This window comes from Ignatzschineria ureiclastica, assembly GCF_003121845.1.
Lineage (GTDB): Bacteria > Pseudomonadota > Gammaproteobacteria > Cardiobacteriales > Wohlfahrtiimonadaceae > Ignatzschineria > Ignatzschineria ureiclastica.
Genome location: NZ_QEWQ01000006.1, coordinates 224,110 through 250,388, shown reverse-complemented (window position 1 = coordinate 250,388; position 26,279 = coordinate 224,110). Strand labels below are relative to the sequence as shown.

At 38.8% G+C, this 26,279-nt stretch carries 21 protein-coding genes and 1 riboswitch; of the genes, 15 read left to right on the top strand and 6 right to left on the bottom strand.

The genetic code is table 11. The features are described from left to right. The first annotated feature begins 38 nt into the window (after positions 1 to 38). The 4 genes from infB (at position 39) to icd (ending at position 5,401) form a co-directional block, all read left to right on the top strand. Entirely contained in the window at positions 39 to 2,708 is a 2,670-nt protein-coding gene (infB, locus tag DC083_RS09375; RefSeq protein ID WP_109189939.1) for a translation initiation factor IF-2, read from the top strand. After that, a complete protein-coding gene (gene rbfA, locus DC083_RS09370; RefSeq protein ID WP_109189938.1) occupies positions 2,708 to 3,127 on the top strand; it encodes a 30S ribosome-binding factor RbfA in 420 nt (139 codons plus the stop codon). The genes infB and rbfA overlap by 1 nt, the downstream gene beginning before the upstream one ends. After that, a complete protein-coding gene (gene truB / locus DC083_RS09365; protein ID WP_109189937.1) occupies positions 3,111 to 4,043 on the top strand; it encodes a tRNA pseudouridine(55) synthase TruB in 933 nt (310 codons plus the stop codon). Before rbfA ends, truB begins: the two co-directional genes overlap by 17 nt. Positions 4,044 to 4,147: 104 nt before the next feature. Continuing rightward, positions 4,148 to 5,401 (top strand): NADP-dependent isocitrate dehydrogenase, encoded by a 1,254-nt coding sequence (icd, locus tag DC083_RS09360; RefSeq protein WP_109189936.1) that lies wholly within the window; start codon positions 4,148 to 4,150, stop codon positions 5,399 to 5,401. Between the two features lie 389 nt (positions 5,402 to 5,790). On the opposite strand, the gene DC083_RS09355 is transcribed toward icd, so the two are convergent. Next, on the bottom strand, positions 5,791 to 5,994 hold the full coding sequence (locus tag DC083_RS09355; RefSeq protein WP_094568408.1) for a cold-shock protein: 204 nt from the start codon (positions 5,992 to 5,994) through the stop codon (positions 5,791 to 5,793). A 149-nt stretch (positions 5,995 to 6,143) separates the two neighbouring features. Here DC083_RS09355 and folK point away from each other — a divergent pair, with 149 nt between their 5' ends. The 7 genes from folK (at position 6,144) to truC (ending at position 13,341) form a co-directional block, all read left to right on the top strand. Beyond that, a complete protein-coding gene (gene folK, locus DC083_RS09350) occupies positions 6,144 to 6,638 on the top strand; it encodes a 2-amino-4-hydroxy-6-hydroxymethyldihydropteridine diphosphokinase (RefSeq protein WP_109189935.1) in 495 nt (164 codons plus the stop codon). Between the two features lie 120 nt (positions 6,639 to 6,758). Further along, a complete protein-coding gene (gene rdgB / locus DC083_RS09345; protein WP_109189934.1) occupies positions 6,759 to 7,352 on the top strand; it encodes an RdgB/HAM1 family non-canonical purine NTP pyrophosphatase in 594 nt (197 codons plus the stop codon). Positions 7,353 to 7,774: 422 nt separating this feature from the next. Next, positions 7,775 to 9,097: a branched-chain amino acid transport system II carrier protein gene (gene brnQ, locus DC083_RS09340; RefSeq protein WP_109189933.1), complete on the top strand. Its 1,323-nt coding sequence runs from the start codon at positions 7,775 to 7,777 to the stop codon at positions 9,095 to 9,097. A 399-nt stretch (positions 9,098 to 9,496) separates the two neighbouring features. Then, a complete protein-coding gene (locus DC083_RS09335; protein ID WP_109189932.1) occupies positions 9,497 to 10,267 on the top strand; it encodes a transporter substrate-binding domain-containing protein in 771 nt (256 codons plus the stop codon). Between the two features lie 461 nt (positions 10,268 to 10,728). After that, the gene (gene aroA / locus DC083_RS09330; RefSeq protein WP_109189931.1) at positions 10,729 to 12,018 is read left to right on the top strand and encodes a 3-phosphoshikimate 1-carboxyvinyltransferase; all 1,290 of its coding nucleotides are present in this window, start codon (positions 10,729 to 10,731) and stop codon (positions 12,016 to 12,018) included. A gap of 14 nt (positions 12,019 to 12,032) precedes the next feature. Beyond that, positions 12,033 to 12,482, top strand: a complete 450-nt coding sequence (gspG, locus tag DC083_RS09325; protein ID WP_109189930.1) for a type II secretion system major pseudopilin GspG — start codon at positions 12,033 to 12,035, stop codon at positions 12,480 to 12,482. A 37-nt stretch (positions 12,483 to 12,519) separates the two neighbouring features. Beyond that, positions 12,520 to 13,341: a tRNA pseudouridine(65) synthase TruC gene (gene truC / locus DC083_RS09320; protein ID WP_109189929.1), complete on the top strand. Its 822-nt coding sequence runs from the start codon at positions 12,520 to 12,522 to the stop codon at positions 13,339 to 13,341. A 196-nt stretch (positions 13,342 to 13,537) separates the two neighbouring features. Here truC and DC083_RS09315 read toward each other — a convergent pair whose 3' ends face one another. After that, positions 13,538 to 16,027 carry a tetratricopeptide repeat protein gene (locus DC083_RS09315; RefSeq protein ID WP_189364607.1) on the bottom strand — a complete coding sequence of 830 codons (2,490 nt, stop codon included), beginning with the start codon at positions 16,025 to 16,027 and terminating at the stop codon, positions 13,538 to 13,540. Positions 16,028 to 16,563: 536 nt separating this feature from the next. Continuing rightward, on the bottom strand, positions 16,564 to 17,778 hold the full coding sequence (locus DC083_RS09310) for an MFS transporter (RefSeq protein WP_026879578.1): 1,215 nt from the start codon (positions 17,776 to 17,778) through the stop codon (positions 16,564 to 16,566). A gap of 318 nt (positions 17,779 to 18,096) precedes the next feature. Beyond that, positions 18,097 to 18,141: riboswitch (PreQ1 riboswitch) on the top strand. A gap of 3 nt (positions 18,142 to 18,144) precedes the next feature. Here DC083_RS09310 and queF point away from each other — a divergent pair. Then, entirely contained in the window at positions 18,145 to 18,618 is a 474-nt protein-coding gene (queF, locus tag DC083_RS09305) for a preQ(1) synthase (RefSeq protein WP_109189927.1), read from the top strand. A gap of 228 nt (positions 18,619 to 18,846) precedes the next feature. Here the strand turns inward: queF and DC083_RS09300 are convergent, their stop codons facing one another. From DC083_RS09300 to pyrF, 3 genes are read right to left on the bottom strand one after another with little or no spacing between them, the layout of a single operon-like run. Further along, positions 18,847 to 19,242 carry a DUF1622 domain-containing protein gene (locus DC083_RS09300; RefSeq protein WP_109189926.1) on the bottom strand — a complete coding sequence of 132 codons (396 nt, stop codon included), beginning with the start codon at positions 19,240 to 19,242 and terminating at the stop codon, positions 18,847 to 18,849. Positions 19,243 to 19,247: 5 nt separating this feature from the next. Further along, a complete protein-coding gene (pyrE, locus tag DC083_RS09295) occupies positions 19,248 to 19,913 on the bottom strand; it encodes an orotate phosphoribosyltransferase (RefSeq protein ID WP_109189925.1) in 666 nt (221 codons plus the stop codon). Continuing rightward, positions 19,913 to 20,623 (bottom strand): orotidine-5'-phosphate decarboxylase, encoded by a 711-nt coding sequence (pyrF, locus tag DC083_RS09290; protein WP_109189924.1) that lies wholly within the window; start codon positions 20,621 to 20,623, stop codon positions 19,913 to 19,915. The genes pyrE and pyrF overlap by 1 nt, the downstream gene beginning before the upstream one ends. 788 nt (positions 20,624 to 21,411) lie before the next feature. Between pyrF and DC083_RS09285 the strand changes: the two genes are divergently transcribed. The 3 genes from DC083_RS09285 (at position 21,412) to fnr (ending at position 25,969) form a co-directional block, all read left to right on the top strand. Continuing rightward, positions 21,412 to 22,332 (top strand): ABC transporter substrate-binding protein, encoded by a 921-nt coding sequence (locus DC083_RS09285; RefSeq protein WP_157954923.1) that lies wholly within the window; start codon positions 21,412 to 21,414, stop codon positions 22,330 to 22,332. A 542-nt stretch (positions 22,333 to 22,874) separates the two neighbouring features. Next, the gene (locus DC083_RS09280) at positions 22,875 to 24,617 is read left to right on the top strand and encodes a chorismate-binding protein (RefSeq protein ID WP_109189922.1); all 1,743 of its coding nucleotides are present in this window, start codon (positions 22,875 to 22,877) and stop codon (positions 24,615 to 24,617) included. Positions 24,618 to 25,255: 638 nt separating this feature from the next. Continuing rightward, positions 25,256 to 25,969: a fumarate/nitrate reduction transcriptional regulator Fnr gene (fnr, locus tag DC083_RS09275; RefSeq protein WP_109189921.1), complete on the top strand. Its 714-nt coding sequence runs from the start codon at positions 25,256 to 25,258 to the stop codon at positions 25,967 to 25,969. Positions 25,970 to 26,279 lie beyond the last annotated feature (310 nt).

Sequence of the window (26,279 nt, the reverse complement as noted above, 5' to 3'; positions counted from 1 at the left end):
ATTGAAATAGACAGATTTTGTCTACTTGGAAGATAAGAATGAGTGAAAAAGATAAAGCAAAAAGCCCATCTAAAATTACGCTAAAACGCAAAACCCATACAGAGTTAAAGGTTGAAACAGCCCCAGGACAAGCACGTACTGTGCCTGTAGAGGTTCGTCGTCGTCGTACTTATGTGAAGCAGAAAGTTGAAGATAACGTGATTGCACCAGAAGAAGCTGCAATTGCAGAAGTTACTTCAACGGCTAATGAGGCAGTAGCAGAGCCAGCGGCAACACCTCCGGTAGATAAATCTGTCCCCGCATCTTCAGAAGCTAAAGCGGCAGAAACCGCGACTCAGGCAGATGACGTTGTTGCGCCTACAGAATCTCTCAAAACACCTGCAAAAGAGATGGATCAAAAAAATGATGCCGAAGCGAAGCGTAAAGCTGAACTAGAAGCAAAACGCCTTGAGGCAGAAAAACAAGCACAAGAGCGTCAATTAGCAGCAAAAGAACGCCTTGAACGTGAACAAGAAGAGAAACGTGAAGCTGAACGTCTCAAAAAAGAGCAACGTGAAAAAGCACAGCAAGCAGAAATTGCTCGTCTTAATAAGATGGCATCTGCGACTGAAAAGCCACTCTCTAAAGTTGCGATTCAGTTCCAAACACAAGAGGAACCTGAAGTTCCGGATGTTATTGAAACAGTAGATATTGATGATCCTACTCTCATCAAAGATGATGAAGATGAAATCACCGTAAAACCTGTCAAAAATGTAGCTAAACTCACCGATGATAAAGCGAGTGCTAAAAAATCTCGTAAATCAGGTAGTCGCCGTCGTGGCCGTGATGACGATGATGATCGTGCTGAAATTACGCTTAAACGTGAAAATAAGAAAGGTAACCGTCGCCAGACTAAACGCGGTAGTCAACCACAGCAACAACATGGTTTCCAATTACCTACGGCAACAAAACAAGTTGAAGTTGAATTAGGGGAAACAATCAGCGTTGCTGATCTTGCCCACAAAATGGCAGTTAAAGCAGCAGAAGTTATTAAAGTTCTCATGAACTTAGGATCGATGGTTACGATCAATCAATTACTTGATCGTGAAACTGCAGCGATTGTGATTGAAGAGATGGGACATACTTATAAGTTTGTAAGTGAAAACCCATTAGAAGAAGAGTTAATTGCTTCTATCGAACAAGGGGATCAAGATCTTCTCAAACCACGTCCACCAGTTGTCACTATCATGGGTCACGTGGACCATGGTAAAACATCGCTCCTTGACTATATTCGTAAAGAACATGTAGCAAGTGGTGAAGCAGGAGGTATTACTCAGCATATTGGGGCATATCATGTGCAGACAGACAAAGGTGTCATTACATTCCTCGATACCCCTGGACATAGTGCCTTCGCCGCAATGCGTGCACGTGGGGCGAAAGTAACCGATATCGTAGTATTAGTCATTGCTGCAGATGATGGGATTATGCCTCAAACAATTGAAGGAATTCAGCATGCGAAAGCATCTGATACACCGATTATTGTCGCCGTAACCAAAGTGGATAAACCTGCTGCGGATAAAGATCGTATTATGTCTGAATTGACACAATATGGCATTGTTTCTGAAGAGTGGGGTGGTGATAATCTCTTTGCTTTTGTCTCTTCAAAAACAGGTGAAGGAATTGATCATCTGCTCGATCAGATTTTAGTTCAGTCAGAAGTGCTTGAACTTAAAGCCATTTCTGAAGGCCCTGCTCGCGGTTCCGTTATTGAATCAAAACTCGATCGTGGTCGTGGTCCTGTGGCTTCTATCCTCGTACAATCAGGTTGCCTCAAAAAAGGCGATATTCTCCTTGCAGGTTATGAATATGGCCGCGTAAGAGCTTTAATTGATGAAAATGGGCAACCCGTTGAGAGTGCATCACCATCGATTCCTGTAGAGGTAATCGGCCTTTCTGGTGTGCCGAATGCGGGTGATGAGGTGATGGTGGTTCCTGATGAGCGTAAAGCTCGGGAAATTGCCCTCTTCCGTCAAGGTAAATTCCGTGAAATTAAGCTTGCAAGACAGCATAAATCAAAACTTGAGAATCTCTTCAACTCAATGGGTGAAGCCGAAACGAAACATGTTAATATCGTGCTTAAAGCGGATGTCCAAGGTTCCGTTGAAGCGCTCACAAATGCACTACATGAGCTCTCAAATGATGAGGTCACAGTAAGCGTTATCGCAAGTGGAGTGGGCGGTATTACTGAATCTGATGCAAACCTTGCAGTCTCTTCTGATGCGCTTGTAATCGGCTTTAACGTCCGTGCCGACAATAGCGCACGTAAGATTATCGAAGATGAAGGCCTCTCTCTTTATTACTATAGCGTCATTTATGATGTAATTGATGAAGTGAAAAAAGCCCTTATCGGTAAACTTGCACCACAATTTAAAGAAGAGATTATTGGTATCGCTGAAGTGCGTGATGTCTTCAAATCTCCAAAATTTGGCGCAATTGCCGGATGTATGGTAACGGAAGGTTTAATTAAACGAAATAGCCCTATTCGGGTACTTCGTGATAATATCGTTATCTATGAAGGGGAACTTGAGTCACTTCGTCGCTTTAAAGATGATGTTGCTGAAGTAAGAGCTGGTATCGAATGTGGTATCGGTGTGAAAAACTACAACGATGTGCGCCCTGGCGATCAGATCGAAGTATTTGAAACTGTGGAAGTAGAACGTAAATTATAATGAGTACTAATTCACGATTAAAACGCATTAATGAGCAGCTCCGTCAGGAGCTCTCGATGCTTATTCGCAAAGAGATTACTGACCCTCGGGCGATGTTAGTCTCTATCACTTTGGTGGAAACTGTACGGGATTTCTCCCAAGCAAAAGTCTACGTGACCTATTTAGGTCCTGATGAAGAGCGGCAAGAGATCATTGATCTACTCCATGAGTATGGTCCTGAGTTCCGCCGGCAACTAGGTAAGATCCTACGCTTACGGACCATTCCACGTTTTCACTTTGTCTACGATGATCTGTTAGAAAAGAGTAATGCGATTACGTCTCTCATTACCGAAGCGATCCGCTCTGATGAGCAAAAAGCCAAAGAACATCCTAGCGAAGAAACTTCTCACAGTGAATTTGAAGATGAATCAAAAAATTAAACATAAACGCCGTCATCTTGACGGCATTTTGCTTTTAGATAAACCTAAAGGCATGACAAGTAATCACGCTTTACAACGAGTAAAGCGTCTTTTTAATGCCGAAAAAGCGGGTCACAGTGGTACGCTTGATCCTATGGCAACCGGAATGCTTCCAATCTGTTTTGGGGAGGCGACTAAATTTGCAGGGCAACTACTCGATAAAGATAAGCAGTATCAATTTACCTGTAAATTAGGGGAAAAAACGGCAACGGGTGATGAAGAGGGGGAAATTATTGAAATGTGTTCCCCACCACAAAATTTAACACCAGAAAAACTCAATAACATATTACAACAATTTATAGGTGAAATAGCGCAAGTGCCCCCTATGGTTTCGGCACTACATCATAATGGTAAGCGTCTCTATGAACTAGCGCGTGAAGGGATTGAAGTAGAACGAAAACCTCGCTTGATTACTATCTCAGCTTTAACGCTTGATCATCTGGGCGAATATGAATTTACCGCTACTGTGACTTGTTCAAAAGGGACTTATGTACGCGTTTTAGCGGAAGATATTGCACAAAAACTCGATACAGCAGGTCACTTAACAATGCTTCGCCGATTAGCCATCGATCCTTTTATCGATACGCCGATGGTCTCTTTAGAAACACTCGAAACTATGATCAATAATGATCCAAATCCGTTACAACTTGATCAATTTCTCTACCCTATTGATCATGCTTTAACAGACCTGCCCATCCTGACATTTAATGCGATCGATAGCGATCGGATTCTCCATGGACAACGCATCCATATAGAGGGTACACTCGAGTATCCACTTTATCGCCTTTATAGCGATCAAAACCAATTTTTAGGCATTGGTGCACCTCATACGCCAACCTCCATTGGCCCTAAACGCATCATTCAACCCAGAATTTAAAGGTTATACATTCAAATTACGACAACTATGTTGACTGTATAACCAATCTTTTTAGTAATTTTATTTTTTATTTCTATTTAACTTTTAAAAATTTTGGAGGATTTATGCAGTATCAACATATTATTGTGCCGGAAGGCGAGAAGATTACGATTAACTCAGATTTTTCGCTCAATGTACCAAATCAACCCATTATTCCTTTCGTTGAAGGTGATGAAGTCGGTGCAGAAATTACGCCTGTAATGCAAAAAGTGATCGATGCGGCGGTTCAAAAAGCCTATAACGGTGACCGTAAAATCGCTTGGATGGAGGTCTATGCCGGCGAGAAATCAACAAAAGTGTATGGGGAGAATGAATGGTTACCACAAGAGACTTTAGAAGCTTTAAAAGAGTATATTGTCTCAATCAAAGGCCCTTTAACAACCCCAGTTGGCGGCGGTATTCGTTCTCTGAATGTGACGATGCGTCAAACACTCGATCTCTATCTCTGTATGCGCCCTGTGCAATATTTCCAAGGCGTACCTTCGCCGGTTAAAGCCCCAGAAAAAGTAGACATGGTGATCTTCCGGGAAAACTCTGAAGATATCTATGCAGGAATTGAGTGGGAAGCCGGCTCTGCTGAAGCGAAGAAAGTGATCGACTTTTTACAAAATGAGATGCATGTCACTAAAATTCGTTTCCCTGAAACTTCAGGTATTGGTATTAAACCGGTATCAGAAGAGGGAACAAAACGTTTAGTGCGTAAAGCGATTCAATATGCGATCGATAATGATAAACCGAATGTCACACTCGTGCATAAAGGAAATATCATGAAATTCACTGAAGGGGGCTTCCGTGATTGGGGATATGAGTTAGCAAAAGAAGAATTTGGCGCAACATTGATTGGTAACGGTCCTTGGTGTGAGTTTAAGAATCCTAAAACCGGTAAAATGATCACTATCAAAGATAGTATTGCTGATGCCTTTTTACAACGCATTCTCTTTGAACCAGAGAAATACACCGTTGTGGCCACTCTCAACTTAAATGGTGATTACATCTCTGATGCACTTGCCGCTCAAGTAGGCGGTATTGGTATCGCACCAGGCGCAAATCTCTCTGATTCCATTGCCATCTTTGAAGCAACCCATGGAACGGCGCCTGATATTGCCGGCAAAAATATTGTTAATCCAGGTTCGATTATCTTATCAGCTGAGATGATGCTTCGTCATTTAGGTTGGACAGAAGCGGCAGATTTAGTGATTAAAGCGCTCAATGGCGCTATCTCATCGAAGAAAGTCACCGCTGACTTTGCTCGTATGATGGAAGGTGCAACTGAAGTCTCTACAAGCGAATTTGGCGATGTCATGATTGCAAATATGTAAAGATAGAGATTTTGTTGTCATTTCTATAACGTAATAAGTAATATATAAAACCCTTCGAGCAATCATCACTGCTCGAAGGGTTTTTATTGTTCATTAAATTATAGTCAATTTGGTTTAAGAAAAATGATTTTAAACAACACTTGCAATATGCCGGATAGAATGGCTTCCTTACTTATTACAGCCGATGCGCCGGCATTTAAATAAGCTTATTTTGAACCGACATTACTATATTTACTAAAACCTAATGAATAAATAAAAGAAAAACCTTCTAAGTTAGACCTAGAAGGTTTTTTTATGTCCGGTAATTTTTGTTCTAGAGGTTACTAATTACGCATAACTAACAATCTTGGAACAATTAAACAACCTAACTCTTACTTAATAAAAGAATATTAAGCAGGCTTACAAACAGTTGTTTGAAGACCACGATCGCTCTCTTTGGCTTCAAATTCAACTTTTTGACCTTCCGCTAAAGTACGGAAGCCATCGCCTTGGATAGTTGAGAAATGTACGAATACATCAGCACCACCATCATCAGGAGTAATAAATCCGAATCCTTTAGATTCGTTGAACCATTTTACAGTTCCAATACGCATAAAAAACCTCAAAAATAAAACTTATATGATCTAAAATCATATTTAAAAAAAGAAACTGTCAAACCTGTTTTAGGTAGACAGTAACTAACATTAAGCGTAAATTCAATTAAATGCAAGATATATATTTATTATTTTTTTAAAAGGATCCCATGTCTATCGCTTACCTCTCTCTTGGATCGAACCTGAACAATCCTATAAATCAGGTTATATCAGCAATTTCAGAGATTTCATCCCAACCTGATATCAATCTGTTAGCACAATCATCCCTCTATGAAACACCTCCTATTGGTCCAAAACAACCGAACTTTATCAATGCAGCGCTCAAAATAGAGACGAATCTCTCCGCAGATGAGTTATTGCAAGCGATGCAAAAGATTGAGCAAGATCATCAGCGCCAGCGCACTATCCATTGGGGACCTAGAACCCTCGATATTGATCTACTACTTTTTGATAATCTCTCTATTGATAAAAATAATTTAACAATACCCCATCCTTTTTTAGCAGAACGTGCCTTCGTACTCGTCCCTCTCTTAGAAATTGAGGCCGATCTTACAACCCCTCAGCATGGTAAATTGCAAAATTGTCTTATTCAACTTGAGGATCGATTTGATATTAAAGCGATATCTACTCTCAAAAATGATTAAAAAGAATGAGAATGAGAATGAGAATGAGAATGAGAATGAGAAAAAAATCTCTCACTTTTTAGGTAATTACCGTACGAATAATGTACATTTTTTAACCATTTACAAAGAAAATTTTAGCTTATGAAACAAATTCTTATTGCCAGTAACAATATAGGTAAAATTACTGAGTTTAAATCACTATTTACCCCTCTTAATATTGAGGTTTTATCCCTTAAAGAGGTCGGTATCACCTCAGATCCCGAAGAAACAGGTCTGACATTTATTGAAAATGCCCTGATTAAAGCGAGAAATGCAGCCAAGATAAGTGGTCTTCCTACACTTGCAGATGATTCAGGATTAGTCGTTCCAGCGCTCAAGGGCATGCCGGGAATCTACTCAGCCCGTTATAGTCCGGAAGGCTCAGATCAGGCCAATAATACGCTATTACTTGAAAAAATGACGAAATTTCAAGGGGAAGAACGCACAGCTTACTTCAAAGCAGTTTTAGTACTATTACGTTCAGAAAAAGATCCTGTGCCACTTATTGCCGAAGGTGAGGTTCATGGCTTTATTACGGATACTATCTTAGGAAAAGGGGGATTTGGGTACGATCCTCTTTTCTTTTACCCCCCTCTTTCTCGCACCTTTGGTGAACTTTCAGCCTCTGAAAAAAATCAAATTTCTCACCGCGCCATCGCTCTTCGTGCATTATCCTCAAGACTATCTCAAATATAACCCTTCATAAATAGCTACTTACCGCTATTATCCACATTTATTGTTAAAATCTATCAGGATAAGTTATCCACAAAAATGTGGATAACTAGTGGATAACTTTCCTCTTTTTTATCGACAAATTCATACAGATATTTATGCGTGGACTTTTCAACAGCAAAAAACTGTCTTAAGATAAGTTATTCACTGAATTTTACCAAAATCTGTGGATAACTCTGCATACTCATCATCATCTATTCTTTATAAAAGAGATGTTAATAATAAAAGAAGTACAAGATTTCTATTATTTGATGGCAGGCTGGCATAGATCTTCACAAGATCTCTATTTTTCAAATAAAGGCTGTAACCCTCAGACTTTTTGAAAAACTCTTTTTATTTCAATTAAAAATACAAGCATGATGCATCTGTATTAATAGAGAATTCTTATGTCTAGAAAAACATTATTTATTGGATTTATGCTATTTGCGCTTTTCTTTGGCGCTGGCAATTTAATTTTTCCCCCGACGGTTGGTCAATTAAGTGGTAGTCACTTTGTACCAGCGATTATCGGATTTATTGTCACGGGTGTCGGTTTACCGCTCATTGGAATTATTGCGGGCTCATTCTCAGCAGAAGGCTTCCGTTCAGAAGCAAAACGGGTCCATCCAATTTTTGCAATTCTCTTTATGGTTGTGATCTATCTGACTATCGGACCATTCTTTGCGATTCCTAGAACAGCGATGGTTTCATATGAGATGGCGGTATTACCTTATCTTGAAGGTGGTGTTGAGACTTTTAGCTCAAAAATTATCTTTGCTTTAGTCTATTTTGCACTCACTTTCTATCTCGCTCTTAATCCATCAAAACTTGTTGATCGTGTTGGTAAAATTTTAACGCCACTCTTATTAATCACGATTATCCTATTGATTGTTAGAGCCTTCTTCTTACTCAATGACCCCATTACCGAAGTCTCTAAACCTTTTATCGGTAAAAATGCTTTCTTTATTGGTTTCTCTGAAGGCTATCAAACGATGGATACCATTGCGGCTGTAGCTTTCTCTCTGATTGTTTTAAGTGCAGTAAAAGCAACCGGTTTAGTGGAACAAAAATCGATCTTTAAACAAGCGGTGATCGCTGCGATCATTGCCGGCGTTGGTCTTGGTTTGGTCTATATTTCATTAGCTTGGATTGGTAATAACTATCCTTTGACCGCAGATCAGCTTCAAGGCGGTAATATGGGTACCTCTATTTTGACCGGTGTGGCTCGTTTAACATACGGAGAAGGTGGACGGTTCCTTTTAAGCTTAATCGTGACACTTGCTTGCTTAACGACCGCTATTGGTCTTATTGTGGCTGTTAGTAGTTACTTTAATGAACTCTATGACAAGATCTCTTATAAGGTCTATGCAGTGATTTTTACCCTTATTAGCTTTATTCTTGCAAGCCAGGGCTTAAATAGCATCATTATGGGAGCCGTTCCGATTCTCTTAATCATCTATCCGATTACAATCGTATTGATTATTCTGATCTTCATCGATCGTTTATCAAAAGGGATCTCAAACCTTGCTTTCCAATTACCGATTTATGTCACGTTGATTATCAGTTTCTTATCTGTTCTCCTTAGCTATATGGGAGAATCGAGCTTCAAATCGCTTTTTGACTTACTTCCCTTCCAAGATAGCTCTATGGGATGGATGGTACCGGCTGCGATAGCTTTAGTGATCGGTTTAGTCTTTGGTAAACGTCGTCCTAGAGCGAAAACAATCTAATTTTTTAATAGTTAGTTAAGTTTAATCAATAAGTTACTAATGTATGATAAATTGATTTAGTTCGAAAGGATCCGTAGGTATGGATCTAAAGCTACATTTGTAATCAATATATTGAGATATATTTTTAAACAAGATTGGATAATTATCCGCAAAAAAGCGGTAGAAATCTGTGGATAACTTTGAGATAAAAAGATCGAGAGGTTATCCATTTTTTGATCCAAAGATTTATATCAAGAGATATTCACAGAAAAAATGAAGGCTAACAATTGAATAAATCAATGTTTTTATAGAAAAATGTGGATAACTCTGTTTACTCATCATCATTTATTCTTTATAAAAGAGAGATAAGAAGTAAAACATAACAAGAATTTTAATTTCATTTTCAAATCGAGGTTTCATATGTTAAAAAAATTATTAGTTGCATCCTCTTTCCTTCTTGCAAGCCAAGCAATGGCACAAGATGTCATTAAAATCGGAATTGAAGGGTCTTATCCTCCATTTAGTTATATTTCTGAAAATCAAACAATGGAAGGGTTTGAGCCTGATCTAGCAAGACTTTTCTGTGAAAAAATGAATCAAAAATGCGAGATCGTTCAAGTCGATTTTGATGCGCTAATTCCGTCACTTAATACACGTCGTATCGATGCCATCTTAGCGTCAATGTCTATTACAGATACCCGTAAAAAAGCCATTAATTTCAGTAATAAGTATTACCAAACACCCGCTAAATTTGTTATTCCTAAAGGTAAAACTGCTGATGTCACAGATGAGGGTCTAAAAGGAAAACGTATAGGAGTACAAAGCGGTACAATTCATGAAATTTATATGAATGATAAATATAAGCGCTCTGCAGATATCCGTAGTTATCGGAACCTTGATGAGGCAATGATGGATTTAGAAACAGGTCGTATTGATCTTATTTTTGCGGATGTTGTAGCCCTTGATACAGGTTATTTACAGAAAGATTATGGCGACCGCATTGAATTTATCGGTCCTGATTTCTTTGAAGAAGAATGGTTTGGTGAAGGCGTGGGTGTCGGCGTTCGTAAAAATGATAATGCATTGTTAGAACGTTTTAATGCCGCTATTAAAGCTTCTCGTGAAGATGGTTCATATCAAGCCGTTGAGAAAAAATATTTTGACTATGATGTTTATGGTGAAGATAAGTAATTATTTCAATTTAAATAATTTCAAGTAAATTTTAGCCTTAGTGATATCTTCAATCCACTAAGGCTTTTTTATCCGTCTTTTTAAATATATCGTAAATTTGTTTTAAGCAAAATGGCTTTAAGTGGCTCGTGTAAGATTTTAAAAGGACATCAAACCGTACTAAATAATACTTGCAAGATGCCGGATAGAACGGCTTCCTTGCCCCAATCAACCGATGCGCCGGCATTTGAATAAGCTTTTTTTGAACCGATCTCACTATATTTTCATAATGCAATAACAGCGTAAAATAGGATGTAATGCTTTTATCTCTATTAGCGAAAAGCTATTCTAAAATTGGGTTTCAATGCTATGATAAAAAACAAATAGGAATCAATCTTCACGCAGATAAAGTGATTGATATTCCAAAGGTTAGTAACATTAGCAATAATGATTGATATAAGAATGAACAGGATGATCAACAAATGACGGCGAAACACTTTTTACCCCATATTACAAAAGCCTCTGGTGAAGTAATGATTCCAGGCTCTAAGAGTATTTCTAATCGGATTTTACTATTAGCGGCGATGAGTGAAGGGGAGACGGTGATTCATAATTTGCTGAAAAGCGATGATACCGATCGAATGTTAGAAGCGTTATTAGAATTAGGTGTCGAAGTCACTGTTGTGGATCCGAAAACGCGCTCTTTCTTGGTGAAAGGTTGTCCTCAAGGTTTTCCGAATAAAGCTGCTCAATTATTCTTAGGCAATGCCGGAACTGCCTTTCGTTCTTTGACTGCAGCTCTTGCGCTTAATGGTGGGGAATATCGATTAACCGGTGTGCCGCGGATGCATGAGCGCCCGATTAAAGATCTTGTGGATGCGCTTGATGGTTTAGGCTTTCAGGTGGATTATCTTGAAAATGCAGGCTATCCTCCATTACAGATTCATCCCGGCAAGTTGCAATCTAAGCATATTACGTTGAAAGGGGATGTTTCAAGTCAATATCTTACGGCGCTACTTCTAACCTTACCGCAATTAAATCAAGCAATTGAGATTGAGATTGTGGGGGAACTCATCTCAAAACCCTATGTGGCGATTACGCTTATTCTACTTGAGCAATTTGGTGTAGAGATTCAACACGATAACTATCAACGATTTTTCATTCCAGAAGATGCCAAATATCGCTCACCCGGCGTTTTCTTTGTCGAGAGTGATGCATCTAGCGCTTCTTATTATCTTGGCTTAGGCGCGCTCTGTGGGCCTCTCACTGTAAAAGGTGTGGGAACAGATTCGATTCAAGGGGATATCCGCTTTATTGAAGCGCTTGAGATGATGAATGCGACTGTGGAGTGGCGTGCGAATGAAGTAATCGTTGGACCCCCTCAAAATGGCGTTTTAAGAGGCATTGATCTCGATTGTAATCATATTCCTGATGCAGCGATGACTTTGGCTGTATTGGCCGTTTTTGCCGATTCTAAGACGATTTTACGCAATATTGGTAGTTGGCGCGTGAAAGAAACTGACCGAATCAGTGCAATGGCCACTGAATTGATGAAATTTGGGGTTCAAGTGGAAGAGGGGGATGATTTCTTGGTAATTTATCCACAGGATAAGCTTAATGAGAATGTTGAAGTCGAGACTTATGATGATCACCGGATTGCGATGTGTTTCTCATTACTCTCTTGTAAAGTACCTTTAACCATTTTAGATCCGCAATGTGTGGATAAGACTTTCCCGACCTATTTCGAATGCTTTAGCGCAGTGACACAATAGTTGTGGATAAAGGTATGATGCTGACACACTCTTTTAAAACCTTCTATAAGCAAGGGCTGTCCCTTGTTGAGTTGATGATTATTTCGGTGATTATTGCCATTTTAATCGCAATGTTTTCGCAAAATGTGTTAGGGATTAATGATGAATCGAAGATTACCACCGTTCATCAAAATATCCGTTCTATCGAGGGCGCGTTGTCGATTTTTCGTGAAGATTTTGCCCGTTATCCAACGAATGAAGAGGGCTTAAAAATTTTAGTAGAAGATTCAGGTTCAGCCTTATGGCAAGGGCCTTATATTCAGCCTGAATTGTTAATCGATCCTTGGGGTATTCCTTATTATTATGAGATTACGCCTCAACAATATTTTCTCATTACGCTTGGGCAAGATCGCCGAGAAAGTGGTAAAGGTTTAGAGGAAGATATTGTCTATACTCGACAACTCTATTCATCACAATCTCGATAATGATTTTCAATAGCCTCTACTTTTAATGACGAATTTAATGACCTCTATAGCTGCCAATAGTGAGAATGATATCGCTGCACAATCTGCAGAGACTGCATCTCAACCCATTACACCTGACCCAATTACAACTCAAACATTAGAGATTCTCTATCAAGATGAGGAGATCATAGCGGTCAATAAACCTGCAGGCTGGTTTGTTCATCGATCTCTGTTAGACCCTAAAGTCACTGATATCGTTCTTCAACATCTGCGGAATCAGGTTGGGCGTTATCTCTACCCTATTCATCGTTTAGATCGACCGACTTCCGGTGTGCTTCTTTTTGCTTTTACTGAAGAGAGTGCGCGTATTTTATCTCAATCGTGGCAAGAGAATAGCGTGACAAAACGATATTTAGCTATCGTTCGAGGTTATCTCACTGATTCAGGGGAAATTAATGAGCCCTTAACTGTGATGAAAGATAAAATAGCCGATCGTTATGAGGGAATAAAAGAGGCACAGGAAGCGCGCTCTTTTTACCGAGGTATTGACTCAGTTGAGCTGCCGTTATCCACAGGGAAGTATCCCACTTCTCGTTATTCATTAGTGGAATTACGACCAGAAACCGGTCGAAAACATCAATTACGCCGGCATATGAATCATATAGCCCATCCTATTGTAGGAGATACAACACATGGTGATTTACGGCATAATAGGCTCTTCTCAGAGCATTATGGGGTTGATCGATTATTACTTCACGCTTATCAATTGGAGATTATTCATCCCACTCAAAAAACGACACTGATCATTACAGCCCCCTTAGATAACTTGTGGGTAACTCTGTTGATAGCATTGGGATGGAAAAATCCGATCACCCTATAAAAATAATCCTATATATACAAAATATGAATATAAAAAAGGATCGCTACCGCCTAAAATAAGCGCTGAAACGATCCTTTTTATTTTTTAGATATAGCCTATCGAATCTCTAATTCCATAAATACAATCTCATTGATTGTTGTATTTAATAGGCTATATCTAATACTATAATTTTAATATCAATGGGTTATTAGCACCCTTATTTTTCATCGGTTTGAATATTATTGATGATTTCTTTAAAGAGGTTTTTGATACCGCCTTCAATTTTTTGAGTGACTTCATCAATCTTCTGATTTTCAGCTTCAATAGCTGAGGCTAATTCAGAGACTTTATCACAACCATCACTATCGCCTAAAATACAAGCTTCATTGTACCAATTGCTGGCTTCAATCAGATCAATATCCACTGATTCCCCATTTTCATACATAAAGCCCACATTATAAGCCGCCGGCGCGTAGCCTAAACCTGCTGCTTTTTGGTAAAGCGCAAAGGATTGTTCATAACTTTGTGGTACACCTAGGCCAAGATCATAGATACTCGCTAAGTAGAAGAGTGCTTCAGCATGATCACTATTACGCAGTTTTTCAAAGTAATAACGTGCTTTAATCATATCTGAATCTGATTCAGCGGTATCAAAGTAGATTTTACCGAGATAGAAAGTTGCATCATTGTTACCCGCTTCCGAAGCAATCTCGAATAATTTGATAGCTTGATTGAGCGTATCGACATCTTCAGTATCGTAAGCTTCTAAGAGGAAGAGATAACCCGATAAGAAGAGGTTTTCGCCTGTTGTATCTGTTTTGATATTTTCAAGGATTTGAGGCATCTCTTCGATCAAGAATGCTTTTGCTTGAGCCGGATCTGCCGCTAAGATAGAAGTGCTATCGAGGGTTAAAGTGGGTTCAGGTGCCACACTGCCCATAATTTCATTAAAGAAAGATTGTAGAGCAGGCGTTTCTGCTTTAGCACCTTCCTTGTTTGCAGATATTGATGAGGATGATGAATCAACCGTTAATGGATTGTTTTGTGTCAGTTCTTCAGCGGCTTCTTGTGTTTCGAGTAATACCAGCTCAGGATCTTGAGTTTCTAATTCTGTTGATTCTACCGCAAGTGTTTCTGCAACTTCAGCATCTGTTTCTGCATTATCACCGCTATTATCCACTAATGTTTCATCGAAGTTGTCAGCAACAAGCTCTTCGTCAGCATTACTATCAGCCATCATATTGATCTCATCATTGGCATTCTCTGCTAATGCTTCATCATTATCATCTTCGATATCAAATGGGAAGTAAGATTGCACGATAGAATAAGCGTAGCAGCCATCTTGATATTGCATATCACAGGCTTTTTTATACCAATTGAGTGCTTCACGGAGATCTTGTTCGACATATTCCCCATGTTCATACATATAACCTACGTTAAAGGTTGAGGGGGCATGACCTAATGAGGCCGCTTGTTGATAGAGCTCTAATGATTTAGCATAGCTCTGATCAACGCCCTCTCCTAAATCATATTGAACAGCAAGGCTAAAGAGAGCTTCAGGATAATCGCTCAGGCTTGGATTTGAGTAGTATTCAAGTGATTTTTGATAGTCTTGTTCGACCCCATTACCATAATAGTAGAGCTCGCCAAGATTATAGAGCGCATCTTTCGATCCTAATTCAGCGGCTTTTTCAAAGATCACTTTTGCTTTCTGATAATCCGCTTCACTGTTATTCAGCTCCCCTTGCGTTTCATAGAGTAACCCGAGGAGATAAGTATCATCAGCATCTTGTGCTTCTGCACCTTCAACTAATGTTAAGGCATGATCATTTAAGAGCATGAGTCTCTCAAAAGTGTTTAATGCCAGGATATCTGCGACAAGTGGTAAGGCATCGGTGGCATTATTCACCGCTGGCATCTCTTTTTTAATTTGAACTAAAAGATCTTCAAAACCTTCAGAGCGAACGGTTAACTGATCTTGTGATTCACAGCTTGAAGCATTCCCTTGTTCACACCCTTTTTGATACCATTCAAGGGCTTTTTCACGGTTAGGAGCGATATCACCAATATTGCCATTTTCATAAGTATAGGCGAGGACATTAATCGAGTCAGGATGATTTAAATTCGCTGCTGCTTCATAGAGTTCAACCGCTTTGTTTTGATTCTCTTCTACACCCCGACCGGACATATAGAGAGATGCAAGACTAAAGAGGGCTTCTGCTTGACCTTGATCGGCGGCTTTTTGGTAATATTGTGCCGCTTTGGGATAATCTTGTTCAACGCCTTCTCCATAATAGTAGAGTTCACCTAAAAGGTAAGAGGCATCTTTAGAACCCAGTTTTTCTGCATCTAAGAAATATTGTTTCGCTTTGGCAAAAGTTTCGGGATTATTATCATTTTCCCCTTCTGAATAGTAGTAATATCCAAGGAGAAAGAGGTCATCAGGATTTTGTGCTTTAGCACCTTGCTCGATTGTATTGAGATTCGATTTGAGTGTTTGATGACGAGCTGTTTGAGATGAAGTGAGCAATTGTTCGATAGAGAGTTCTGCACTCTTATCTGCTGCAATTTTTGTTTCAGAAACTGTCTGATAACGATCGAGTGTCTGATCGATATAATCTTCGAGGGAATTTGCGGCAAGTGCTGGAGATAGCATTGCTGAAACAATCAAGGAGAGAAGTAATTTTTTGGAAGAAATCTTACGCATATTGAATAACTCCTGATAAGTAGTCATTAAGAGGTGAGTGCTCTTAAATTTAGTATTCGAATAAAGTTTATCTCTCAGATTGAGCATCTTTGTAGGATAGCTAAATGCTGTAACATTTTGAGAGAACATTAGATTCTGCATGAATCTCAGCAAGAATCTCTAATTCTTAGTCATTATAAACTGAAATAAGCTACAGTGGCATTATTACAGAGAATAAATTTCATTTTTAATAAATTTTAATAAAATTAAATATTAATAGGTCTTAGATTGTAAGAATAAAAAAAAGAGTAGAAATAAGCTGATTGCCTATTCCTACTCTGTTGTAGATGATCTATAGTTCTATTTATATTATAGCAGCTTATAATTTTATTATTATAATATATAAATATTAACATTATCAATGTAAAAGTGAATTAATCAATTAATTTATAAATAGTTTATGTTAATATTTAATATAAATATATTTTGTTTATATAATTATGCTAATAAGTGGCGATACCTCATCTTATATAAATAGCCTATAGTGATAATATGCCTTAATCGAGTATTTTACCTTTTGTTTCAGGAATTAAGAAGATAAAGGCCAGTGCCGATAAGAGATATACGCCGGAGATTAAGCCTAATGCATAGCTGATACTATATTGCATTGCAAGGGTGCCGATAATAACAGGTGCAAAGCCAGCAATACCACGACCAATATTAAAGATGATATTTTGAGCGGAAGAACGGGCTTCGGTAGGATAGTGCTCAGAGAGAAGGGCTCCATAGCCTCCCATCATGCCATTTACAAAGAAGCCCAAAATCGCGCCTAAGAACATTAATACATAGTAATTCGATTGTTGGAAATAGATCCAAACAAAAGCAGCGCTGACTAAAAGGAAGAGAATATAGACAGGGCGACGACCAAATTTATCGGATGCAGAACCAAAAGTGAGAGTACCGATCACCATACCGAGCGTTGTAATAAGCGTCCAATAGAAAGTCCCTGAAAGCGTAAAACCATGTTCTTTTGCTAGCATCGTTGGCATCCACACCATAATGCCGTGAAATCCGAAGTTTTGTACGCTTGTCGCGATAATAAGACCTAAAGTTGTGAGCGTTGTGCGCGTATCTTTAAACAGCGGTTTAATGGAGATTTTATTGCGATGCTCTCTCTTCACTTGTAACCAAATTTCAGGTTCACTTAGATTGCGGCGCGTCCACCACACTAATAATGCCGGCAATGCCCCAATAATAAACATGCCATGCCAGCCGATATAAGGAGAGAGTAACCCTACAACTGCCGCTAGCACAATCCCGATTTGAAAGCCGATTGCAACTACTGCCGTTGCTCTTGAACGTTTATTCGCCGGCCAGGTTTCCGCAACTAATGTCATTCCGATGCCAAATTCACCGCCTAAGCCTAAACCTGCTAAGAAACGGAAAACGGTAAACATCTCGGCACTTGTAGAGATCGCCGCTAATCCTGTGAAGAGTGAAAAGAGTAGAATTGTCCAGTTAAAAACACGCACACGACCATATTTATCGGCCAACATTCCAAAGACAATTCCCCCGATAACGGTTCCGATTAGGGTGATTGTCTGAATCATACCGCCTTCGGCATCTGTTAAGCCAAATTCGGCTTTAATAAGCATCAAGGCAAAAGCGAGAATCATAATATCAAGGCCATCCATAGCGTAGCCTAATGTAGATGCGAGAAGCGTCTTACGATCCCCTTTCTCAATTGTGGGGACGTGATTGTGCTGTGTCATAAGAGATCCTTCTGAACAAGTGTGAGATATGCAATAAGAGAATGTGAGAATTTGCAGAGGTGCAAATTTCAAGCGTTTAAAACGGGAAATATTATAGCAACTTATTCACAATGCTCATAAAAAAAGGGATTGAAAAAAACGATTCCTTTGATATCGCAGTGGTAAATTCTCTAGAGCTGGATTTAATAAATTAGTTTGTAGATAACGTTAGAGATAACTTCATCGTTGATTTGAGGGATCAACAAAGATCTGTATTTTTGACAGGAATATATTCTCCTTTTTTGTCATCAATAACCGAAGAATGGTATGATCACCTCTGATTTAGTGGTTCGTAACCCTCCCACAATAAAAAACTAAGGATCCATTATGACAACGGATAAAAAAACACAATTAGAAAATTTAACATTACTGGGGAATCAAGCAACGATTTACCCTACGGAATATTCGCCGGCGATTTTAGAAACCTTCAAAAATGCGCATCCTGAACGAGAATATTTTGTGAATTTTCATTGCCCTGAATTTACAACACTCTGCCCGTTAACGAATCAACCTGATTTTGCCACAATCTATATCTCTTATGTCCCGACCATTGAGATGGTTGAGAGTAAATCATTGAAGCTCTATCTCTTTAGTTTCCGCAATCATGGCTCTTTCCATGAGGATTGTGTCAATATTATTCTTAATGATCTAGTGACATTAATGGATCCGCTCTATCTTGAGGTGCGTGGTGAATTTACTCCTCGTGGCGGCATTTCTATCCATCCTTATGCCAACTACGGTAAAGCAGGAACGCGATGGGAAGCGGTTGCTCAAAGTCGGTTAGAGAACTTTCAGTTTTAAGATTCAAGTCTAAGAGAGTGATCTTAGAGTAGATTTAAAATAGAGATAAAAAAAGAGATCTATTTGAGTAGGACTGCCGTGTGGCGACATCCCAAGTAGATCTCTGTTGTTTTTTATCATGAGCATAAATAGTTGAACATAAATAGTTCATGATTGATCGATATTGATAGCATCCTTGCTTATATCGTAGCTATTTATTGTCGTTATCTCTGATGTTCTAATCTTAGATCAATCTTTTGTCTCAATTAATTCTTGGTCAAGTGGTTCTTTCTCTAATCGCTCTCTCTCGCCGGCTTCAATCTCTTTGCCTAAGAAGAAAGAGATGGCAGTACGAATGACCACAATGCCGCCTAAAATTAACATATCGTCAATCGAGGGATTCATAATGGTTTCGATAATATCAGAAGCTATGAGTATCTCTAAACTCAAGAGAATATAGGAACCGAGATAGATCTTAATACCATTATTTTTATGAGCGATAGCAAAGCGATCAGCTTTAGAACATTCATTTTTGATAAAGCCAAAAGCCGCTTTCACCACTCCGATTAAGAGTACAAGAATTGAAAAAATATTGAGAATATCGACTAAGAGCTCAACGCCCCATTCAATATAAGCAAATATCATAGTGATTACTTACCCCAGCTACTTGGATCTTTATTCCATTCAGTGAGGGCAACACGTTCCTCTTCGCTAATGATATTTTTACTAAGCGCTGTTTCAAGCAGTGCAGGATAATTACTTAGAGTTGCATAATGTAAACCTGCTTTACCAAAGTTTTCTGCTGCAATAGGTAAATCGTAAGAGAAGATTGCCGCAACACCAATCACTTCAGCACCGGCTTCTTTGAGTGCATCTGCACAGGTTAAAGAGCTGCCACCGGTTGAGATGAGATCTTCTACGATCACGACTTTTTGGCCCGGCTTAATAATTCCTTCGATCATATTCCCACGGCCATGTTTCTTCGGTGAGCTACGAACATAGACCATTGGTTTTTCTAAGACCGCACTCACCCAGGAAGCATGAGGAATACCCGCCGTTGCGGTTCCTGCAATGACTTCTACTTCAGGGAAGTTCTCTTGGATTAATTTAATCAAATTTTTTGAGATAAATTTCCGCACTTCAGGATGACTGACAATAAGGCGGTTATCACAATAAATGGGTGATTTAAGACCCGATGCCCAAGTAAAAGGATCATTAGGCGATAATGAAACGGCATCGATAGAGAGCAGTGCTTCCGCAACCTTATGTTTTACGGTTTCATCATGTTGTAAATTCGCAGTATTATTGGTATTCATTATTCTGTTCTCTCCCATTCTTCTTTCACTGTGTAATATGCTTTTAACGGATCTTTCGCTTGTGTGATTGAACGACCTACAACGATATAGCTTGAACCATTTTTCTTTGCTTCAAAAGGAGTCATAATCCGGCGTTGATCATCTGCAGCATCAGAGGCTAGACGAATCCCCGGTGTGACACAAAGGAAGCTATCGCGCGTGTTCTCTTTGACCATCTTTGCTTCTAGCGCTGAGCAGACAACCCCATCTAATCCAGAATTATTGGTCATCTTGCTGTAGTGAATCACAGATTCAAGTAGACTTGTCTGAATATTTTGCTCTTCTTGCATCTCTTTTTCACTCATACTTGTCAGCTGAGTAACGGCAATAAGACGTGGACGTTTTGAATTGCCACTTCCAATCTCTAAGCCTTCTAACGCCTCTTCCATCATGCGTTTTCCACCGGCGGCATGGACATTCACCATATCAACGCCCATTTTAGCAAGACCGATCATAGCACTTTTTACGGTGTTTGGAATATCGTAGAGTTTGAGATCTAAAAAGACCTCATAACCTCTTGCTTTGAGGGTTTCAACTAGCATAGGTCCTTCGTTATAGAAGAGCTCCATCCCAATTTTGATATAGAGTTCTTCCCCTTTAGGCATCATCTCTAGAAAAGCTTTTGTTTCGAGATAATTGGGGAAGTCGAGGGCAATAATGGGTTTTGTCATAACAATCTACTTTTATTTTATTTTTCCAAAAAAAAACCGACTATTGTCGGCTATTCCTCTTATGAATGATTGATTTGTGAACAACGAGTTTGACGTGTTTGTTTCATCTGCAAATCTCCCTATTTCACTTTCATTCATTTAAATTGGACATATTCTAGCACCGTGGATAGGGAATGAAAAGCATTTAATTGAAGGATATGGCTTGTGGATAACTTTGTGGGTAATACTGTCTATATGTTGATAACAACCTTGAAAAAATCTATTAAGGCTCGCTTAAGGGAACTCTTTTATAGTCATCATTAATGCTCCTCGATAGAGAAATTGGAGAGGGAAGGTGAGGCATTAATAATAAGGTTAGTCCTTGGGAGGCTCAGAGGGAAAGGGAAAAAAGGGGGCAGTATTGGAACAATTTAAAATAATTTTTGAATATGAAAAGATAGTAATCATCAATCATCTCATTGATTTATTAAAAAAATATGAAAATTTTTGATAGAAAGAGTAGACAAGCAGATTATTTTCAATAATAATAAGAATCATTCTCAAAAGAGACAAATAGTCAATTGAGAATAAAAACGTAAACTTTAATGACGTGTTCTGTAACTATGAAGTTTAAATATATCTCGTTGATATATTTCTAAGATAGGCTTGCTAAACCTATCTACCCTATTCGTTGATTAAGGGTGGCTTATTAAAAGCATTTTACTCTTTGAAGAAGACATTCTTTAATAATTAATAAAATATATAAAAATACTCGGCAACCCATGATATTGCTGAATCAAAGGACAAAAATGAAAACTCTGTTAAAACGTAGTGTTTGGATGCTCCCTTTAATGACAGCACTCTCTGTTATCTCCCCTTCTATGGCTGTGGATAAAGGGATTGTCATGGATTTTGGTGCTGTAGATACCCTTAAAGCGCTAGGTAAAGAGGATAGTATCTCTGCGTTGCCAATACAGAATTTACCAACCTATCTTTCAGATTTAGATCTTAAAGATATTCAAAATAGTGGTGGAATGAAATCGCCTGATTTAGCGGTATTTGCAGAGTTAAAACCGCAGTTTATCGTGATCTCTCCTCGCTTAGGCGGTCGTGTTGATGAATTAAGCGAATATGGAAAAGTGCTTAATTTCACAGTAGATTCAGATAATTATGCCCAATCTGTTGCGACAAATATCTTGGCATTAGCTGAATTAGTCGATGCCGAATCAGAAGCAAAAGCGTCATTAGATGCATTGAATGGCAAATTAGATCAAGTGCGGGCTGAAATTGCGCAATCGCCTGAAACAGCGCTTGTGATGATCCATAATGATGGTCACTACATGGCAACGCCCACAAGTGGAACGGCAAAATTTATTCATCAATTTTTAGGGGTGAAGAATGCGGCTCCTGAAGCGGCACAACCCACAGAACAAGATAAAGATGCTCGCCCTGCGCGTCAAGCAGTGGATGAAGCTTATTTGAATAACATTCAACCCGATCTTATTTTTGTAGTAGATCGTAGTGGTGCGATTGGTCAAACGCCGATGGATCAATCTCTATTTGAAAGCAATGTTGTCAGTAAAGCAACGAATAAAGAGGGCAAAGCCATTAAAGTGGTCTATCTTGACCCAACACTTTGGTATCTTTCAGGTAATGGCTTAATCAGTATCGAAAAGCAAGCGAATGAGATTCTTTCAGCATTAAAAGCATCCTCATCTTCTACCCAATAATAGAATATTGAATAGGGAATTAAAAATAATCGACCCTATTTAAATCACTCTAATTTTTAGGATAGTAGCGAGATTTTTTGTAACTGCTATCCCTTGATAAAACTCAGTTTCTGCTCTTGACCCTGATCCTTAGAAATAGAATTTGTTGACTTCCTCCAAAAAACATGCAAATTATATCCTAAGACTTCTAAACGATCAGGGTTCTTTTTTTATCTTGAGATTATGAATGTCACGATAAAAAAGGAACCACTAGTTTCAAGTGAGAAATCCCCCATTTATAAGGAATTTAAAGATGACCTCAACTATTTTAACAACACTTCGCCGTTGGTGGCCTGTGATGAAATATCGCGGGACGTGGTGGCGTGTCAGTTAAAATAAGAGTCACCTAGAGATTTTAAGCCCGCAATATGCGGGCTTTTTTGATGCACTCATATTGTGGAATGAAGTCTTCGGTTTATCCCCGTAACCCTTCAATCAATGATGGATGATGAAAATATCCATATATAAAACAGTAAGTTAACCGCAATAAGAGGAATCAAATCATGCCTTACACTACTTTTAATCGTTCACAAATATTCACGCTTACAGAATCACTGACAAAATCAGCAGATCACTATTTTGATCCTTGCACACTCTTTACAGAGCTTGTGCATCAAAATCCACAAGCGCCTTACCTACTCTTTGAATCTGCTAGTACTGATGATCAACGAGCTCTTAAAAGTTTGATTATTACCCAATCAGCGCTTACGATCAGCGCATTAAAAAGTCATGTTACTGTCCGAGCAATCACAACTTTGGGAGAATATTTACTTGCGTATCTTCAAGAAATTTTTAAAGCTGAATTAATTCATTTTCAGGATCAAGAAGCAATATTTGATCTACCTTTTGAGGCAACCGTTCGCCCACGAGGTGTATTGACTATTTTAGATCCGCTATTAGCGCTTAAAAGTCCCGAATTTTCTCCCTTTATTGGGGGATTACTCGGATATGATCTTGTCGGGGATGTTTATCAAATCACCATTCCTGAGGAGGGTAGAGAACGAGATCTTTCTCTCTATCTTGCAGAAGGCTTGATTACAGTAGATCATCAAACAAAAGAGAGTCGCTATGAAGAACTCTTTTTGAGTGAAATTACGACGCGCCTTGAGAGTTATAAATCTTTTAATCAACATTTAAAGCATTATCAATCTATCCTCGATAGAATGAGTCATCACACTGATTTCCCCATAATATCCCCAGAGTTATCCACAGAAGATCATACGATTCAAGCAGTCCCTACGGACAGAAAAGCGAATCAAAATGGACTAGCTTCTTTATCCAGAGGTTCTACTCAGGGTTATACGCACTCTTATCATCAACAATATTCACAGAGTTATCCACAGGCTGATGGGGATATGCGGAGTGTGATGGACCCCAAAAAAGGTGTTCAAATCCCTGATAGAGAACCTTTTAAAGCTGTAGTCGAGTCTTATATTGAACAGATTCACGCGGGGAAATTAGCGCAAATTGTACCCTCCCGTACTTTTACAGTGCCATGTCCGGATCCTTTAAGTAGTTATCGAGCACTTAAAACAGCTTATCCAAGTCCTTATCTCTTCTATCTTCATGATCCTGAATTTACGCTTTTTGGTGCTTCGCCAGAATCTTCTCTTAAATATGATCCCAAAAGTCGAGAATTAGAGCTCTATCCGATTGCCGGTACTAAGTTACGGGGGATGATTAATGGGGAGATTGATGACGCGCTAGATCAGCTTGCTGAAGAGACCTTGATTAATGATCCTAAAGAGCGTTCAGAACACCTGATGTTAGTGGATCTGGCAGAAGAGGATTTAGCGCTTGTTTCTGATCCTGAGACCATTGCAGTTAAAGCTTTAATGAAAGTCGATCGTTATCGTTATGTGATGCATTTAGTTTCACAAGTTGTGGGTCGCTTGCGAGATGATCTTTCACCGATTGATGCCTATTTAGCGGTGATGAATATGGGGACTTTAACCGGCGCACCCAAGCGTTATGCAATGGAAGAGATCTATCGATATGAACAAGTAGCCCGAGGGAGTTTTGGCGGAGCTATTGGTTATATTCAAGCTACGATGGAAGGGGAATATTTCGATAGTGCAATTGTGATTCGTTCGGCTTATGTGGCTGATGGTATCGCAAAAGTACAAGCGGGTGCCGGTATCGTGGCAGAATCGAACCCCGATCGAGAAGCAGATGAGACAGAGAATAAAGCAAGTAGTGTCATTATGGCCATCTTGCAGACCTCATCTATGGCAAAAGTTGCGTAATAGACTTTATAGAATATGGCTTTTTAACGCGATACTTATACCTATTTATTGTAGAGCGTATTGACTACCGATTTTAATGGGGCGTCAATACGCTTTTTATATTATTTAAGACATTGAATAATCACAGCAATCATTATTGATTTAAATAACTTATAGTATTTCTATTTTACGATTAGAATCTAAATAGCGAGGGCAGTGTTTATGCGGGAAAACGTGGTAATATAGTGACTAGGGATCCATTATGGAATAAAAATTCGATATATTTAAATATAGAATTTGAAGGCATAATGAATAAATAAAAATGGCTATCTATCAACCACGATTGAATAGCGTTACTCATGTTTTTTCTACCATATATTTTCGTAAAAACATTACAAATACGATAATAGACGTTATAATCTGAGAAAATATGTTCTAAAATAGTGGAAGAAGGATATTTCTACTGGGGATTGAAATGGCCCTTATTGTTAGATAAAAAGCTATCCCAAGGATGAATAGGATAGCAAAGTGGCTACTATTTCAATCAGCCAAAAGCGTATTCTAGTCGGTTAATGCTCTATTTTATCGCGCTCTATGATAGAATTCGGCATCAATGAACGATAAACAGTAGAAAAGCATCTTGTTTTGAGGGAAAAGGCATGCATAAAAAAATTAAAGTCGCATGTGGGAACTGTAGTTTACAGCAACTCTGCTTGCCAGTTGGTTTAGAAAATAATGAGTTTGTAAAGTTAGAAAAGATCGTACAGCGCGGTAAACCTTTATCACGTGGGAAACATATCTACTATCCCGGTGATCCTTTCACATCACTCTATGCCGTACGTTCAGGAGCAGTAAAGACCTATAAAGTCGCCAATGATGGAACAGAGTATGTCACGAGTTTCTATCTTCCTGGGGAAATTATCGGTTTAGATGCTTTAAGTTCCGGTGTTCATACTTGTGGTGCTAAGACTTTAGAAACAACGAGCCTTTGCGAAATTCCTTATACTCAGCTTGATACGATTGCGGTGACGATTCCTAATATCTCTCGGCAATTACTCAAGATTATGAGTCATGAAATTAAGTGCGATGAACAGATGATGACCATGATTGGTTCTCAACCAGCAAAAGCACGTCTGATTGCGTTATTCTTAAGTCTTTCTGCGCGTTTAAAACGTCGTGGTTATTCTGCCACTGAATTTTCATTGAGTATGTCTCGTGCCGATATCGGTAGCTATTTAGGCTTAGCGGTGGAAACAGTGAGTCGATTATTGAAAAAGCTACAAGATCAGGGTTTAATCGAAGTAAACCATCGCCAAATTAAACTGCTTGATTTAGAAAAACTACGGGAATTAGTCAATTTAGAGATCCATTAATATTATTGTAATTATTGCAATGATTGTAATGTGACTCTAAAAATATCGTTTGTCTATCTAAATGGTCTAAGCTATTTAAGTGATAGATATATTAGATTGTAGGGATATGATTATAAAAGGGAAGTTCGATTGAACTTCCCTTTTTGTTGTATAGTAAATTTGGTTTAAGCAAGGTTTTAAGTAGCTCGTCTAGGATTTTAAAAGAACATCAAACCGTACTAAATAATACTTGCACGATGCCGGATAGAATGGCTTCCTTACCTCGATCAGCCGATGCGCCGGCATTTCAATGAGCTTATTTTGAACCGAT

What these genes read in the sequence shown, in the direction of transcription:
- infB (WP_109189939.1), top strand. Translation starts at nt 39, where the DNA reads ATGAGTGAAAAAGATAAAGCAAAAAGCCCATCTAAAATTACGCTAAAA.
- rbfA (WP_109189938.1), top strand. Translation starts at nt 2,708, where the DNA reads ATGAGTACTAATTCACGATTAAAACGCATTAATGAGCAGCTCCGTCAG.
- truB (WP_109189937.1), top strand. Translation starts at nt 3,111, where the DNA reads ATGAATCAAAAAATTAAACATAAACGCCGTCATCTTGACGGCATTTTG.
- icd (WP_109189936.1), top strand. Translation starts at nt 4,148, where the DNA reads ATGCAGTATCAACATATTATTGTGCCGGAAGGCGAGAAGATTACGATT.
- DC083_RS09355 (WP_094568408.1), bottom strand. Translation starts at nt 5,994, where the DNA reads ATGCGTATTGGAACTGTAAAATGGTTCAACGAATCTAAAGGATTCGGA.
- folK (WP_109189935.1), top strand. Translation starts at nt 6,144, where the DNA reads ATGTCTATCGCTTACCTCTCTCTTGGATCGAACCTGAACAATCCTATA.
- rdgB (WP_109189934.1), top strand. Translation starts at nt 6,759, where the DNA reads ATGAAACAAATTCTTATTGCCAGTAACAATATAGGTAAAATTACTGAG.
- brnQ (WP_109189933.1), top strand. Translation starts at nt 7,775, where the DNA reads ATGTCTAGAAAAACATTATTTATTGGATTTATGCTATTTGCGCTTTTC.
- DC083_RS09335 (WP_109189932.1), top strand. Translation starts at nt 9,497, where the DNA reads ATGTTAAAAAAATTATTAGTTGCATCCTCTTTCCTTCTTGCAAGCCAA.
- aroA (WP_109189931.1), top strand. Translation starts at nt 10,729, where the DNA reads ATGACGGCGAAACACTTTTTACCCCATATTACAAAAGCCTCTGGTGAA.
- gspG (WP_109189930.1), top strand. Translation starts at nt 12,033, where the DNA reads ATGATGCTGACACACTCTTTTAAAACCTTCTATAAGCAAGGGCTGTCC.
- truC (WP_109189929.1), top strand. Translation starts at nt 12,520, where the DNA reads ATGACCTCTATAGCTGCCAATAGTGAGAATGATATCGCTGCACAATCT.
- DC083_RS09315 (WP_189364607.1), bottom strand. Translation starts at nt 16,027, where the DNA reads ATGCGTAAGATTTCTTCCAAAAAATTACTTCTCTCCTTGATTGTTTCA.
- DC083_RS09310 (WP_026879578.1), bottom strand. Translation starts at nt 17,778, where the DNA reads ATGACACAGCACAATCACGTCCCCACAATTGAGAAAGGGGATCGTAAG.
- queF (WP_109189927.1), top strand. Translation starts at nt 18,145, where the DNA reads ATGACAACGGATAAAAAAACACAATTAGAAAATTTAACATTACTGGGG.
- DC083_RS09300 (WP_109189926.1), bottom strand. Translation starts at nt 19,242, where the DNA reads ATGATATTTGCTTATATTGAATGGGGCGTTGAGCTCTTAGTCGATATT.
- pyrE (WP_109189925.1), bottom strand. Translation starts at nt 19,913, where the DNA reads ATGAATACCAATAATACTGCGAATTTACAACATGATGAAACCGTAAAA.
- pyrF (WP_109189924.1), bottom strand. Translation starts at nt 20,623, where the DNA reads ATGACAAAACCCATTATTGCCCTCGACTTCCCCAATTATCTCGAAACA.
- DC083_RS09285 (WP_157954923.1), top strand. Translation starts at nt 21,412, where the DNA reads ATGAAAACTCTGTTAAAACGTAGTGTTTGGATGCTCCCTTTAATGACA.
- DC083_RS09280 (WP_109189922.1), top strand. Translation starts at nt 22,875, where the DNA reads ATGCCTTACACTACTTTTAATCGTTCACAAATATTCACGCTTACAGAA.
- fnr (WP_109189921.1), top strand. Translation starts at nt 25,256, where the DNA reads ATGCATAAAAAAATTAAAGTCGCATGTGGGAACTGTAGTTTACAGCAA.